At 67.8% G+C, this 13,622-nt stretch carries 11 protein-coding genes; 9 read left to right on the top strand and 2 right to left on the bottom strand.

Annotation, left to right across the window (positions count from 1 at the left end):
* Window positions 1-4 precede the first annotated feature (4 nt).
* Window positions 5-883: a hypothetical protein gene (locus tag AB0F51_RS24435; protein ID WP_360283657.1), complete on the bottom strand. Its 879-nt coding sequence runs from the start codon at window positions 881-883 to the stop codon at window positions 5-7.
* Window positions 884-1,003: 120 nt separating this feature from the next.
* Window positions 1,004-1,522: a hypothetical protein gene (locus AB0F51_RS24430; RefSeq protein WP_360283655.1), complete on the bottom strand. Its 519-nt coding sequence runs from the start codon at window positions 1,520-1,522 to the stop codon at window positions 1,004-1,006.
* A gap of 245 nt (window positions 1,523-1,767) precedes the next feature.
* Between AB0F51_RS24430 and AB0F51_RS24425 the strand changes: the two genes are divergently transcribed.
* The 9 genes from AB0F51_RS24425 to AB0F51_RS24385 all read left to right on the top strand — a co-directional run bounded on the left by AB0F51_RS24425 (window position 1,768) and on the right by AB0F51_RS24385 (window position 13,619).
* A complete protein-coding gene (locus tag AB0F51_RS24425) occupies window positions 1,768-2,814 on the top strand; it encodes a LacI family DNA-binding transcriptional regulator (protein ID WP_360283653.1) in 1,047 nt (348 codons plus the stop codon).
* A 2-nt stretch (window positions 2,815-2,816) separates the two neighbouring features.
* Window positions 2,817-4,145: a helix-turn-helix transcriptional regulator gene (locus AB0F51_RS24420; RefSeq protein ID WP_360283651.1), complete on the top strand. Its 1,329-nt coding sequence runs from the start codon at window positions 2,817-2,819 to the stop codon at window positions 4,143-4,145.
* 342 nt (window positions 4,146-4,487) lie between these two features.
* Window positions 4,488-5,576 carry a rhamnogalacturonan acetylesterase gene (locus tag AB0F51_RS24415; protein WP_360283649.1) on the top strand — a complete coding sequence of 363 codons (1,089 nt, stop codon included), beginning with the start codon at window positions 4,488-4,490 and terminating at the stop codon, window positions 5,574-5,576.
* Between the two features lie 31 nt (window positions 5,577-5,607).
* Complete coding sequence (locus AB0F51_RS24410; RefSeq protein WP_360283647.1) at window positions 5,608-7,485, top strand: rhamnogalacturonan lyase; 1,878 nt, start codon at window positions 5,608-5,610, stop codon at window positions 7,483-7,485.
* 52 nt (window positions 7,486-7,537) lie between these two features.
* The gene (locus AB0F51_RS24405; protein ID WP_360283645.1) at window positions 7,538-8,890 is read left to right on the top strand and encodes a sugar ABC transporter substrate-binding protein; all 1,353 of its coding nucleotides are present in this window, start codon (window positions 7,538-7,540) and stop codon (window positions 8,888-8,890) included.
* Window positions 8,890-9,813, top strand: coding sequence for a sugar ABC transporter permease (locus AB0F51_RS24400; RefSeq protein ID WP_360283643.1), 924 nt, complete (start codon window positions 8,890-8,892; stop codon window positions 9,811-9,813). The genes AB0F51_RS24405 and AB0F51_RS24400 overlap by 1 nt, the downstream gene beginning before the upstream one ends.
* A complete protein-coding gene (locus AB0F51_RS24395) occupies window positions 9,800-10,711 on the top strand; it encodes a carbohydrate ABC transporter permease (RefSeq protein WP_360283641.1) in 912 nt (303 codons plus the stop codon). The genes AB0F51_RS24400 and AB0F51_RS24395 overlap by 14 nt, the downstream gene beginning before the upstream one ends.
* Before the next feature lie 13 nt (window positions 10,712-10,724).
* Window positions 10,725-12,245 carry a glycosyl hydrolase 53 family protein gene (locus AB0F51_RS24390; protein WP_360283639.1) on the top strand — a complete coding sequence of 507 codons (1,521 nt, stop codon included), beginning with the start codon at window positions 10,725-10,727 and terminating at the stop codon, window positions 12,243-12,245.
* A 63-nt stretch (window positions 12,246-12,308) separates the two neighbouring features.
* Window positions 12,309-13,619 carry an RICIN domain-containing protein gene (locus tag AB0F51_RS24385; protein WP_360283637.1) on the top strand — a complete coding sequence of 437 codons (1,311 nt, stop codon included), beginning with the start codon at window positions 12,309-12,311 and terminating at the stop codon, window positions 13,617-13,619.
* The last annotated feature ends 3 nt before the right edge of the window (window positions 13,620-13,622 follow it).

Here is a 13,622-nt window from a genome sequence, read left to right as displayed (position 1 = left end):
CGGGTTAGGTAGCGAGGTTGGTGAGCCGTTGTTGATGGCTGTCGCGGCGGCGTTTGGCCAGGTCTGCGGCTCGGGTGGCGCGGTCGAGGGCTCGTTCTAGGCGGGCGGTTTCGCGTTGGGTGGTCTTGAGTTGCTGGCGGGCATGGTCGAGTTCTTCGGTGAGGCGCTCGATGGCGGCGTGCAGGTCTTGGAGCTGGTGCTGGTGGGCGTCGAGCAGGGACTCGGCCGCGACGCGTTGTTTCTCGGCTTCGCGATATTCGGCGTCGACCTGCTTCGCGCGTGCCTGCAGCTCCGCTCGCCGACGCTGCAAGGCAGGATCGGGGCCAGCCTCTCGGCGCTTCGGGGCTGTCTTCTTCGCCGGCGTACTACGAACCGCCCGTGGTTTCAGCGGCGCGAGTTTGGCGGGGGAGCCGGTTTCGTCGACCACGCCGAACCCGACGTGCTGAAGTGCGCTGGTGAGCTGGCCGCTGCGAAGCAGTTGGGCCGCACCGGGATCGATTAGTGCCGCGTCGAGGGTCTCGGTGAGCCGGTCCATGACAGCCTGCGTCGGCGGTCGGCCGAGCTGTTGGGCTTCGGCCCGAGCGGTGGCCACCAGCGACTTGACCAACTGGTGCCGCTTCGGGGTGAGGGTGCGTAGCCGGGTGCCGTCGGCCGACAGGTGCGCAGTACGGAGTTGTTCTCCTAGTTCGGTGAGGGAGTTGATCCCCTCTGGGTCGGTCCGCACGAGCAGGTTGGCCAGCCAGGCGGCTAGGGTCGGTCTGCGGAGAGCCTTGATCGCGATGCCGGTCGAGCCGCCGACGGTCTTGGCCAGGTGGTTGCGGGCAGCGGTGAACTCGTCCGGGGTCAATCCGTACAACTCCACGGCCACAGCATCCAGGTCCACCTCTCCAGAGTGCGCCAGCTTTCACCTCACCGCCAGCCCGTACGGCGGGCCGCACTCCCGATACCGATGCCTAGGGCAACTTTCGAGGCATCCGCAAGTGCAGATGCACAAGGCGAAACGTCAGCCCGCCCGCGCTGCTTGGACCAGTCCGTCAGCGAGAGCCAGTGCGTGGAGTCGCCCCGGGCAGGCGTGCGGGCCGGCGCCGAACGGCGTATCGGTCAGGTCGACCTCGACGGTCGTGCCGTCCGGGGCCACCCGCCGGGTCTTCGGCACTGGCGGGCCGGCGAGGCCTGCGAGGGTGTTGGCGACCAGGGTGGCGGTCGCGTCACACGCCTGGACCAGCAGGGCGATTCGGTTGGCGGTCCTCTCGTCGTACCCGCCGAGGGTCCGGACAAGGCGGTCGACGGCCTCATCCGCCGCCGCGGTGATCGTGGTGTGAGGCTGATAGGACTTCGCGATCACGGCGATATCTTCGGCGACAGCAATGGGCATCCCGAGCGCTTCGGCCAGCACCTCGACCGGACCGGTACGGCGGCGAAAGGCCAAGGCTCGCAGGGAATCCGGGTCGACCGCGGCCAGGTCGGCCACGGCGAGCGCACGCCGGCGCTGATGCGTTGATCCATTGCTGAATCGCGCCACGGAGCCTCGGAGCCACGCAATGCCACTGGGTGCGGGTGGCGGCGACGGAACTAGGTACTGCGGATCGGTAAGCACGGTGACGACGGTACGACGCCGTCGCTTCGGTGCCGGCCGAACTGACAGCCTGGCGTGGCCGGCCACTTTTGTGAACGTGCACAGTTGGGTCACAATCAGATCGAGTGACGACTCCGCAGGCAGGCACTGGGAGGTAAGGTCACGATCACGACCGCTGCAGATGAGGACCGATGACGGACACTGTGTCAGGCCGGAGCGGGCGAGTTCGATCCAAACGCCCACCCACCATTCATGACGTCGCCGCGCAGGCCGGGGTCTCCCGCGGTACCGTCTCGCGCGTTCTGCAAGGCGGGCACAACGTCAGCCCGGCCTCTCAGGAGGCGGTCAACGCGGCGATCCGCAAACTGAACTACGTGGTGAACCGGGCCGCGCGGAGCCTGGTGACGCAGCGGGCCGGCTCGATCGCGTTCCTGCTGTCGGAGACGCAGGACGTGTTCTTCGAGGACCCGAACATCACTACCTTGCTGCGCGGCTGCACCACGGCCCTGGCCAGCCACGACATCCCACTCGTGGTGATGACGGCCGGTACCGAGGCGGAGCGTCGGCGCATCACTCCGTACCTCTCGGCGCACCCCGTCGACGGCGTACTGCTCTTCTCCTCGCATCGCGGGAATCCCATGATCGAGCAGCTCCAGCGGGCCGACCTGCCGTTCGTCTGCTGCGGCAAACCGCTCGGCCGGCACGGCGCCGTCTCGTACGTCGCGGCCGACGACCGGGAAGGCGCCCGGACCATGGTGCGGTACCTGATCGAGTCCGGCCGGCGCCGGATCGCGACCATCGCCGGTCCGCAGGACACCCCCGGCGGGCTGGAGCGGCTGCTCGGCTATCGCGAGATGCTCGCGGAGCACGGCGTGCGCTACGACAAGCGGCTGGTGGCCAGCGGCGACTACACCCGGGCGAGCGGCGAGGCGCGGATGCAGGAACTCCTCACCCGCGTACCGGATCTGGACGCCGTCTTCGTCGCCTCGGACCTGATGGCCGACGGTGCCCTGATCGCGATCAAGCGGGCCGGCCGGCGAGTCCCCGACGACATCGCCGTCGGCGGTTTCGACGATGCGCCGCTCGCGGTCACCGCCGACCCGCAACTCACCACGATCCGCCAGCCGTGGGCCCGGATCAGCGACACCATGGTGCGTCTGCTGCTGGCCCAGATCAACGGCGAAGGCACTGCCACCGTCATCCTCCCCACCGAACTGATCGTCCGTGCCTCGGCCTGACCATGGGCGAGACGGAGGATGACCGGTTCGGGCGTGAGCTCCGTCGGCTGAGGGAGCAGGCGGGGCTCACGCAAGTGCAGCTGGCCACTCGTCTCGGGTACAGCCACACCTATGTCTCCAAGCTCGAGAGCGGTGCCCGGGTCCCCCGGATCACGTTCGCGGGTGGCGCTGACGAGCTCCTGGACGCGGGTGGTTCGCTGATCGCCCTGGCCACGAATGCCAGGGCACGCCGGCACAAGGACAGCGACAAGGGCTTCGCGGACGGTTCGGTCCGGGTACCGCCACCTCGGCCGTCAGTCGCCTTCCGCGCGGTGCGCCCGCAGCCGGCCCGGATCTTCCGTCTGCCGACGTTCGGCATCACGTGCCCGTTGCACGGCATGGACGGCTGTACTGCGTCCACTCCTGCTGACGGCCTGGATGGGTTGATCGGCGAGGAGGTGCGGACGGCGGGGACCGAGACCGTGCACGGCCTGGCCGCGCTCCTGGTCTCCTTCATCGAAGCGGATGTGGAAGGGCGAGGTGGTGATCTCCTCGGACCTGTGGAGCAAACGCTCGGAGCCATCACCGGTCTGCTCCCCAAGGCACCCGAGCCGATCACTGTCGCGCTGCTCCGGCTCGCCGCCCAGTACGCCGATCTCGCCGCCTGGCTGCGGGTCAAACGAGCTCAGCAGGGGATCGGGATGGCGTGGTTGCACCGAAGTGTGGAATGGGCGTCGGCAGCTCGTGATCACGCGACGGCCTGCGTCGCGCTCAGCAGTATGAGTGCGCTTGCCCTGTTGGAGGGCGACGGCGCGACCGCGGTGGGGTACGCCCAGGCAGCGGGATCGGTGGACAACGGGCGCCGGTGGATCGGCGTACAGGCTCGGCTGGACGAGATGCGTGGGCATGCGCAGCTCGGCGACTGGCGTGAGGTCGCCCGCCTGTCGACCGAGGCACAGCGCGGCGCGGACCGGCTCGGCGACCTGGACCGCATCGAGGCGCCTTGGCTGTTCGACGCCGAGGGGGCGACCTTCATCGCCTCCCACCTCGCCGGTGCCCTACGGGATCTGACCGAGCGGACCGGAGACGCTGCGATCGCCTGCCGGGCGGTGACCTTTGCCGAGTCGGCGCTGACGACCATGCCGGCCCGAATGCCCTTGAGTCGTGTGCTTCTGACGCTGCGCCTGGCCGACAGCCACGCCTGTGGTGGCGCCATCGACGCGGCCGTCGCCGTCGCCCGTCCGGTACTTGCGGACGCAGAGGCCGCCGGCAGCACCCTCATCGACCGCGAACTGGACCGGTTGCGCACCCGGCTGGCAACCCGTGGCAGGGACCTGTACGCCGACCGGTGAGGCGCGGGCAGCATCGACTTGACAGTTCTTGACAACCCGGCCGCGAAGAACGCCGTCGGGTGTCCGGGCAATTACTGTTCGGCACCAGCCCGGCCAGCCGTCTGTGTCGGCTTGAATGCTGTGCACGTTCACAGATTCTCGGCCACGAGGTCTTGCCAAGTTCTGTAAACATGCGCTTTCATCAACGTGAACTCGATGTTCAAAGATGTGTGCACGTGCACAGCCATTGAATCGTCTCAAGTTCACCCGACCCGCCCCCGCTCCTTCTTCGGACCCGCCGACCCCGCGACGAGCTCGCCGTGGGGCGTTGGCGGCCGCCCCGGCCAGGAAGAGGTACCGCCCATGACGAGCAGTGACCGCAACCCCCTGAAGAAGCCCAGTAAGCACCGTCGGCAGACCGGATCCGCACTCGCGCTCACCCTGGTGGTGGCCGCGGCCGGACTGGTGCCGACCTCGAGCGCCGCCGCAGTACAGGCGTTGCCTCCGCAGTGTTCCGGCACCTCGCCGATCAAGTGTCAGTTCAATGTGGCCCCAGGCAACTATCAGGTCACCGTCGAGCTCGGCAGCCCTGACAGGGCAGCCAATACGTCCATGTCGGTGGAAGCCCGCCGGCAGATCCTCTCCGCCGTCTCGACGACCGCGGGTCAGATCGTTCAAACCTCCGCGACGGTCAACGTCCGCGTCCCAGAAGGACAGCCCACGGGTCAGGGAGGAACCGGTACGTCAGGCCTGAGCATCACCTTCGGCGGGAGCGCGCCGCAGGTCCGCTCGGTGACCGTGGCGCCGGCAAGTGCTCCGTTGGTGGTGTACCTGGCGGGTGACTCGACCACCTGCGACCAGTTCACCTCGCCCTACGCGGGCTGGGGGCAGGCGTTCCCCCTCCGAGTGGGCAGCGGCGCGGTGATCGCGAACTACGGGGACTCCGGCGAGAGCTCCGGCAGCTTCTTGAACAACCGGGCGCTGTTCCCGACGGTCAAGCCGCTGATCAAGAGCAAGGACCTGGTGTTCATCCAGTTCGGGCACAACGACAAGAACACCACGTCGACCGCGTTCCGCGACAACCTCAGCCGGATGATCAACGGTGTCCGCGAGCGTGGTGGCTTACCGGTCCTGGTGACGCCACCGGTACGGCGGCAGTTCAGTGGGAGCACGCTGACCCGAACCGCCCAGCACGTCAACGGTCTCGGTGTGGATCTGCCCGCGGTGATGCGCTCGCTCGGCCGGAGCGCGAACGTCCCGGTGATCGACCTGACGGCGAAGAGCAAGGCACTGGTGGAATCGCTCGGCCCGACGGCGTCCCAGCCGCTGTACCTCACCAGGGAAACCGGCGACAACACGCACTTCTCCATGTACGGCGCGACCAAGATGGCGGACCTCGTCGTGCAGGGCGTCCGCGAGCAGAACCTGTCGCTGACCGCCTTCCTGCGCTGACCCCCCAGACTTTCCCGGATCGGAGAACTTCATGCGGAGATTCGCTCTCAGGCACCGGCTCGTCATAGCGGCCGCCGGCATAGTGACAGTGGCCCTGCTCCCGAACACAGCGGCCGTAGCGATCGACACGGCCCCGGCGACGGACGCTCAGCCGGCTGCGAAATCGCAGGTCGAGAACCTCAATCGCGGTGTGATCAGTGTGCACACCGGCAAGGGCAACCGGGTCAGCTGGCGGCAGCTCGCCGACGACCCGGCCGGCACCACCTTCAACGTCTACCGCAACGGCATCAAGGTGAACAAAGCGCCAATCAGCGGCGCGACCAGCCTGGTCGATGCTGGTGCGCCCGCGGGTGCCAAGTACGCCGTACGGGCCGTGGCTGACGGCGTCGAGCGGGCGGCGAAGCATGCTGCGGAAGACTCGTTGACGCTCAATGCTGTTTCAGGTGCGGCAGGTATCACGGCCAGCAGCCGGGATGTGCCGATTCAGCAGCCGGCCGGCGGAAGGACACCGTCCGGCGAGAACTACACGTACGTCGCGAATGACACCAGTGTTGGTGATCTGGACGGCGATGGGCAGTTCGAGATCGTGCTGAAGTGGGACCCGACCAACGCCAAGGACAACTCCCAGGCGGGTTATACCGGCAACGTCTATCTCGATGCGTACAAGCTGAACGGCACCCGCTTGTGGCGCATCGATCTGGGCCGCAACATCCGCGCCGGTGCGCACTACACCCAGTTCCAGGTCTTCGACTACGACGGTGACGGCCGCGCCGAGGTCGCGGTGAAGACCGGGGACGGCACCCGGTCCGGTACCGGTCAGGTGATCGGCAATGCCGGCGCCGACCACCGCAACTCCTCGGGCTACATCCTGACCGGCCCCGAGTTCTTGTCGGTGTTCCGCGGCACCGACGGCGCCGTGCTGGCGACCGCGAACTACCAGCCGCCACGCGGCACCGTCTCGTCGTGGGGAGACAACTACGGCAACCGAGTCGACCGCTTCCTGGCCGGTACGGCGTACCTCGACGGCACCCGGCCCAGCATCATCATGGCCCGCGGCTACTACACCCGCTCGGTCATTGTGGCCTGGGACTACCGCAACGGGGCGTTGACGCAGCGCTGGATCTTCGACTCCAACACCGCCGGCAGCCAATGGGCCGGCAAGGGCAACCACAACCTGTCCGTCGCCGACGTCGACGCCGACGGCCGCGACGAGGTCCTGTACGGGTCGATGGCCATCGACGACAACGGGCGCGGGTTGTGGCAGAACAACACCCACCACGGCGATGCCTACCACGTCAGCGACTTCATCCCGACCCGGCCGGGCCTTGAGGTGTTCAAGGTGTCGGAGTGGACCAACGAGCCGACCCACTGGATGGGAGACGCACGCACCGGTCAGATCATCTGGAGCGCCCCGTCGTGCGGCTGCGACAACGGCCGCGGGGTCGCGGCGGACATCTGGGCCGGTAACCGCGGCGCCGAAGCCTGGTCCGCCTCCGTCGGCGGGCTGCGCAGCGCCACCACCGGCGGCCAGGTCGCGTCCCGCAAACCGAGCTCGATCAACTTCGTGATCTGGTGGGACGGCGACGCCCAGCGCGAACTGCTGGATGGCACCCACATCGACAAGTACGGCACCAGCGGCGACACCCGCCTGCTCACCGGCTCCGGCGTCTCGTCGAACAACGGCACCAAGTCGACCCCCGCCTTGTCGGCCGACATCCTCGGCGACTGGCGCGAAGAAGTCATCTGGCGCACCACCGACAACCGCGCCCTGCGGATCTACTCCACCACCGACGGCACCACCATCACCCGCCCCTCCCTGATGCAGGACCGCCAGTACCGAGTGGCGGTCGCCTGGCAGAACACCGCCTACAACCAGCCGCCCCACCCCAGCTTCGCCATCGGCAGCTGACTTTTCACCAACCTTGCCGACGAACTCCGTCGGTGTGCTCCTGGAGGACAGGATGAACTCTGAAATCACCCGGCGCCGGTTTCTGGCCCGATCGGCGCTGGCAGCGGGCGGTGTCGCCACCGTGATGAGCGGTTGCGACGCCGGCACCTCCGGCTCGTCGCCGGGAGGAGGTACCGGCGGCGAGACGGTGACGCTGACCGTGATGTACAACAACAACGAGCTCACCAAGGAGCACATCGCCGGGTTCGAGAAGGACAATCCCGGCATCCGGATCGAGTTCATCCAGACCGACAGCACCCGGCTCAACGCGATGCTTGCCTCCGGCAACCCACCGGACCTGGTCCGCGCGGCGGCCGTCGGGAGTGCGAACACCAACGCGCGGGGCCTGGCCGCCGACCTGACGCCGTACCTGGAGAAGAGTCAGGTACTGCGGGCCGACGACCTGCTCGGGGTCAACGACAGCTTCCGGTGGGACGGCAGCAAGATCGGCCAGGGCCCGTGCTACGGCATCGTCAAGGACTGGAGCCAGGACGCCACGCTCTGGTACAACACGAAGTTGTTCGACCAGGCCAAGGTGCCGCACCTGAGTGCCGGTGAACCGGTCGGCTACGACGAGTTGCTTGCCATCGGCAAGAAGCTGACCGTCAGCTCGGGTGGCAAGGCCCAGGTCTACGGCCTGGGTCTGGAGTGGGCCTGGAATCTGTGGGCCCCGATCATGACGATGATCCTGCAGCAGGGTGAACAGGTCTACAGCGACGATCTCACCAAGGTCGACCTGACCACCCCGGCGGGCCGGCGGGCCATCGGCTGGTACGTCGACTTCGGCCGGGCCGGTATCGGGCCCACCTCGCTGAACCCGTTGCCGGACGGCGCGGACCTGACCACGTTCCTGGCGAAGCGGATGGCCATCACCCAGGACGGCTACTGGTTCGGCGGCAACTTCGTGAAGGAAGCGGCGCTGCAGGGCAGCATCGCGATGGCACCCGCCCCGGTCATGGGGGACAAGCGGGTCAGCCCCACCTATGCGGGGGTGGGTGCCTACATCCCGGCCAAGGCCAAGCACAAGGACGAGGCCTGGAAGCTGATGGAGTACTTCATGGCCGGGCCGCCGGCCGAGGAACGGGCCAAGAGCGGGTGGGGCATGCCCGCGCTGAAGTCGCTGATGCCGAAACTCCCGCAGGAGCTCCCGTACCAGACGCAGGCCTTCCAGGTCGCCCAGGACGAACTGAAGCACGCCGCGCCGCTGCCCGACTCGCCGTACGTCACGAACGACAAGTGCAACAGCGTGATCGACAAGCATCTCCAGCGGGCGATCAAGAACCAGGCGACGGTGGAGGAGGCCTGCCGGGCGATCACCGACGAGATCAACAAGGAGCTCAAACAGGGTAAAGAGCAGATCGGCTGATGGCTGCGCGGAGTTGGTCGAGATACTCCGACCGCACCTTCTACCTGTTCGTCTCGCCGTGGGTGGCCGGCTTCGTGCTGCTGACGGCGGTCCCGCTCGGCTACGCGTTCCTGATGAGCCTGACCAACTTCGACGGCAGCTCGCCGCGCTGGCGGTGGGTCGGGATGGCCAACTACACCGAGCTGTTCCGGGACGCCGACGCCTGGGCGGCGATGCTGCGAACCATCGGGTTCGCCGCGATCGTGGTGCCGCTCAGCGTCGCCGGTGCGCTGGGACTCGCGGTGCTGCTCAACCGGCGGCTGAAAGCGGTCGGGCTGTGGCGGACGATCTTCTTCCTGCCGTCGGTCGTGCCGGTGGTCGCGATGGCGATCATGTGGAAGCTGGTGTTCAACCGGGACGCCGGGCTGCTCAACGCGGTGCTCGCCGTGGCGGGGATCGAGTCGATCACCTGGCTGGTCGACCCGATGGCGTTCTACGCGCTGGTCGTGGTGTCGCTGTGGGGGCTGGGCGGTGGCATGGTCATCACGCTCGCCGCACTGCAGGGGGTGCCCCCAGAGCTCGAGGAAGCCGCCGTGGTGGACGGCGCGGGCCGCTGGCGCGTGTTCCAGCACGTCACCGTGCCGATGATCTCGCCGGTGCTGTTCTTCCAGGTGGTGACCGGGGTGATCGCGTCGTTCCAGATCATCGTGCAACCACTGCTGCTGGCCGAGACGAACAGCATCGCGGGCGTGGGCCAGGTGCCGCGCAGTACGCATCTGTACATGGTTCAGGTCTACGAGGAGTTCTTCCAGTCCAGCCGGTTCGGCTACGGCTCGGCGATGTTGTGGGTGTTCTTCCTGGTGATCCTGGCGATCACCGTGCTGGTGCAGCGCTCGAGCCGGCTCTGGGTGTACTACGAGGTGGACAACGATGGCCGTAACTGAACGGGCCGGAACCGAACGGATCGGAGCCGAACCCGCCGGACCTGAACGGGGGAGCGCGGCCTCGACCCGGCCGCGCTACCGGCTGAGCACTGCCGGGCTCTACATCCTGCTGCTGGGGCTGGCGGTCCTGTTCGCGGGGCCGATCGGCTGGCTGATGCTCGCGGCGCTGAAGTCCCGCGCGGAATGGGCGGCGTTGCCGGCCAAGATCCTGCCCGGAGACGCCCAGTGGGAGAACTTCACCCACGCCCTCACGGACATCAACTTCGTCGCGTACACAGCCAACTCACTCTTCCTCTCCACCGTCTACGCGTTGCTCGTCACCGCGACCAGCGCACTCGTCGGGTTCGGATTCGCCCGGCTGCGAGGGCGGGGCAAGCACGCCCTGTTCCTGGTGGTGCTGTCGACCATGATGCTGCCGCAGATCCTGACGCTGCTGCCGACCTACGTGCTGTTCGCCCGGATCGGGTTGGTCAACACGTACTGGCCGTGGGTGCTGTGGGGACTCGCGGCCTCGCCGTACCTGGTGTTCCTGTTCCGGCAGTTCTTCGCGGCGATCCCGCGCGAGCTGGAGGACGCGGCCATCATCGACGGCTGCGGCTGGCTCCGGATGTTCGTGCGGATCTTCCTGCCGCTGTCCTGGCCCGCCCTGATCACCTCGTTCCTGCTGTCGTTCACCTGGACCTGGGGCGACTTCATCGCACCGGCCCTGCTGCTCGACGTGGACCACACGACGCTCTCGGTCGCGATCACCTCGTGGTACCGGGATCCGCGCGGCAACGCGATCCCGACCGTGCAGGCGGCCGCGGCGGCGCTGTACATGGTGCCGGTCCTGCTGATCTTCCTGTTCGCCCAGCGCTACTTCATCCGGAGTGTCGTCACGTCCGGAATCAAGGGATAAATGGAGGTTCCTCATGATGCACAGGAAAGCCGCCGCCGTCTTGTCGGTCGCGGCGCTGGCAACGGGACTGCTCACCGCTCCTGCCGAGGTAGCCGCCTTGCCTGCCGGCGTGACGGCCACAACGAGCCGGTACGAGGCGGAAACGGCACCTGCCGTCTGCGATGGCGCTGTCGCGTCGAACCACGCCGGCTACTCCGGCAGCGGCTTCTGCGACTCGTCCAACGCCGTCGGGAGCGCCGTCGCGTTCACGGTGAACGCGACGACGGCCGGTACTGCGACCTTGGCGTTCCGGTATGCCAACGGCAGCGGCTCGAACCGTCCCGGTGACGTGAGCGTCAACGGGACGGTCGCCCAGGCCGGGATGGCGTTCGAGGCCACCAGCGGATGGACCACGTGGGCGACCCGGACCGTGTCCGTGCAGCTGAGGGCCGGCGCCAACGCCGTACGGCTGGCCGCGACGACCGCCGGTGGACTGGGCAACATCGACTACCTGGAGGTGACCACCGGCGAGGTCGCCGACGACCCGATCATGCGTGGCGCGGACGTGTCGACGCTGCAACGGGCCGGCGACCTCGGGACGAAGTTCTACTACGCCAACGGCACCCAGGGTGATCCGCTGGACATCCTCAAGGCCGCGGGCGTCAACTACATCCGGCTGCGGATCTGGAACAACCCCCGCAGCGGCTACAACAACAAGGCCAAGGTCCTGGAGTACGCGCGGATCGTGAAGGCCAAGGGCCTGAAGCTGATGGTCGACTTCCACTACTCCGACACCTGGGCCGACCCGGGCAAGCAGTACAAGCCGGCCGCCTGGGCCGGTCACGGCATCGGCCAGCTGCAGACGGACGTCTACAACTACACGTACGACGTCTGCACCAGCCTCAAGGCGCAGGGCACCACACCGGACAGCGTGCAGATCGGCAACGAGATCCACAACGGGATGCTGTGGGAGGAGGGCCGGGTCCGCAACGGCTACGGCAATCTCGCCCTGCTGCTCAAGGCCGGCTACAACGCGACCAAGGCGTGCAACAGCGCCACGAAGGTCATCATCCACACGGCCAACGTCGAGAGCGGCGCAAGAGGCTTCTACGACGGCATCCGGGCCCAGGGCGTCCAGTGGGACGTCACCGCTTTGTCCTACTACTGCTACTGGCACGGCACCCTGTCGCACATGGCCGGTGTCGTCTCGGACATGAAGTCGCGGTACGGCAAGCCGGTGATCCTCGCCGAGACCGCCTATCCCTTCACCACGGCCAACTACGACCACACCGGCAACGTCATCACCTCCTCGCAGCCCTGCGCCGGCTACCCGGCCACCCAGGCCGGACAGCAGGCCAACTTCGCGGCCGTGCAGAACACCTCCCGCAACGCGGGTGCGAGTGGCGTCTTCTGGTGGGAGCCCACCTGGCACGCCGCCGTACCCGGTAACGGCTGGGACCCGGCCGACATCAACAACTCCGGCAACGGCTGGGAGAACCAGGCCGTCTTCGACCGGACCGGCCGCCTCAACCCCAACATCCGCTGGCTCCCCTGACGCTTCCGCGTCCTGCATCACGAAACCGCCCCAACACCCTCCAACCGCCCCAAGGAGCTTTCCATGACCATGCAACGTCGTTCGTTCCTCAAGCTCGGTGCCGCCGCCGGAGCCGCCGGAGTGGGCCTGTCCCAGCTCGGTGCACTGCCGGGCTTCGCCGGAACGCTGGCCTCGGCGCCGACCACACCGTTCGCGGTCGGCGTACGCCGCTACAACTGGACCCGCGGCAGCCGCCCGTGCACGACGTACGTCTACTACCCGGCCACCGGCACCGCCGGCGGGAGCCCGGTGACGGACGCACCGGCCGCCGCCGGTGTCTTTCCCATCTACAACTTCACTCACGGCTTCGGCAGCAGCCCGCAGAACTCGCTGTTCATCATCCGGGCGCTGGCCTCGGCGGGCTTCATCGTCCCCGCGCCGCACTTCAACCACAACTTCAGTGACGTCAACAACGGCAACACCTCCAAGGACGTCTCGCAGATCATCACCAACACCCTCGCGCTCAACGCGAGCGGTCCGTTGGCCGGCCGCATCAACACCGGCATCGGTGTCGGCGTCTCGGGCCACTCGCTGGGCGGTATGGTCACCCACGGCCTGCTGACCTCCTGGCCCGACAGCCGGATCGTCTCGGCCAACCCGCAGTCCTGCGTGGACATGGGCAACCCCTCCAGTTCGGTCAACGCCAAGGTCCTGTTCGTCCACGGCGACCGGGACTCGACCACGTCGTACTCCTCGGCCCGGCAGGCGTACACGGAGATGACCTGGCCGAAGGCGTTCCTGACCTTCGTCGGTGGCAGCCACACGAGCTTCTGGAGCGACCAGCGGTTCCCGCGGACCGTCGTCGACTGGGCCCGCTGGACCATGTACGGCGACACCGCCGCGCGCGACCGGCTCCCGGCCGACGCTGCCGGGTCCAACACCAGGTGGGAAGCCCAGCTGGGCACCACGTCCCCCGTGACGGGTGTCTTCACCCTGGCGGCCCAGCACAGCGGTAAGGCCGCCGAGATCAACGGGGCCTCCACCGCCGCCGGGGCAGGACTCGTCCAGCGCACCGCCAGCGGCGGCACCCATCAGCAGTTCGAGTTCGTGGACGCCGGCGGCGGCTACGTCCGCCTCAAGGCCAAGCACAGCAGCCTGTTCCTCCAGGCAACCGGTACTGCGACCGGCTCGGACGTCGTCCAGCAGGCCGACAGCACCGCTACCAGCCAGCAGTGGCGCGTGGTCGATCACGGCAGTGACGTGATCAGCCTGGTCAACCGCCAGTCGGGCCTGGCCATGGACGTCTGGGAGCGGTCCACCGCGGACGGTGCACGGATCGCCCTGTACACCGTCAACGGAGCCCCCAACCAGCGCTTCACCCGCCGCAGGGTCTGACCC

Origin of the sequence: Kribbella sp. NPDC023855, from assembly GCF_040639475.1 — a bacterium.
Taxonomy (GTDB): Bacteria; Actinomycetota; Actinomycetes; order Propionibacteriales; family Kribbellaceae; genus Kribbella.
This window is presented reverse-complemented; position numbering and strand designations above follow the sequence as displayed.

What these genes read in the sequence shown, in the direction of transcription:
- AB0F51_RS24425 (WP_360283653.1), top strand. Translation starts at nt 1,768, where the DNA reads ATGACGGACACTGTGTCAGGCCGGAGCGGGCGAGTTCGATCCAAACGC.
- AB0F51_RS24420 (WP_360283651.1), top strand. Translation starts at nt 2,817, where the DNA reads ATGGGCGAGACGGAGGATGACCGGTTCGGGCGTGAGCTCCGTCGGCTG.
- AB0F51_RS24415 (WP_360283649.1), top strand. Translation starts at nt 4,488, where the DNA reads ATGACGAGCAGTGACCGCAACCCCCTGAAGAAGCCCAGTAAGCACCGT.
- AB0F51_RS24410 (WP_360283647.1), top strand. Translation starts at nt 5,608, where the DNA reads ATGCGGAGATTCGCTCTCAGGCACCGGCTCGTCATAGCGGCCGCCGGC.
- AB0F51_RS24405 (WP_360283645.1), top strand. Translation starts at nt 7,538, where the DNA reads ATGAACTCTGAAATCACCCGGCGCCGGTTTCTGGCCCGATCGGCGCTG.
- AB0F51_RS24400 (WP_360283643.1), top strand. Translation starts at nt 8,890, where the DNA reads ATGGCTGCGCGGAGTTGGTCGAGATACTCCGACCGCACCTTCTACCTG.
- AB0F51_RS24395 (WP_360283641.1), top strand. Translation starts at nt 9,800, where the DNA reads ATGGCCGTAACTGAACGGGCCGGAACCGAACGGATCGGAGCCGAACCC.
- AB0F51_RS24390 (WP_360283639.1), top strand. Translation starts at nt 10,725, where the DNA reads ATGATGCACAGGAAAGCCGCCGCCGTCTTGTCGGTCGCGGCGCTGGCA.
- AB0F51_RS24385 (WP_360283637.1), top strand. Translation starts at nt 12,309, where the DNA reads ATGACCATGCAACGTCGTTCGTTCCTCAAGCTCGGTGCCGCCGCCGGA.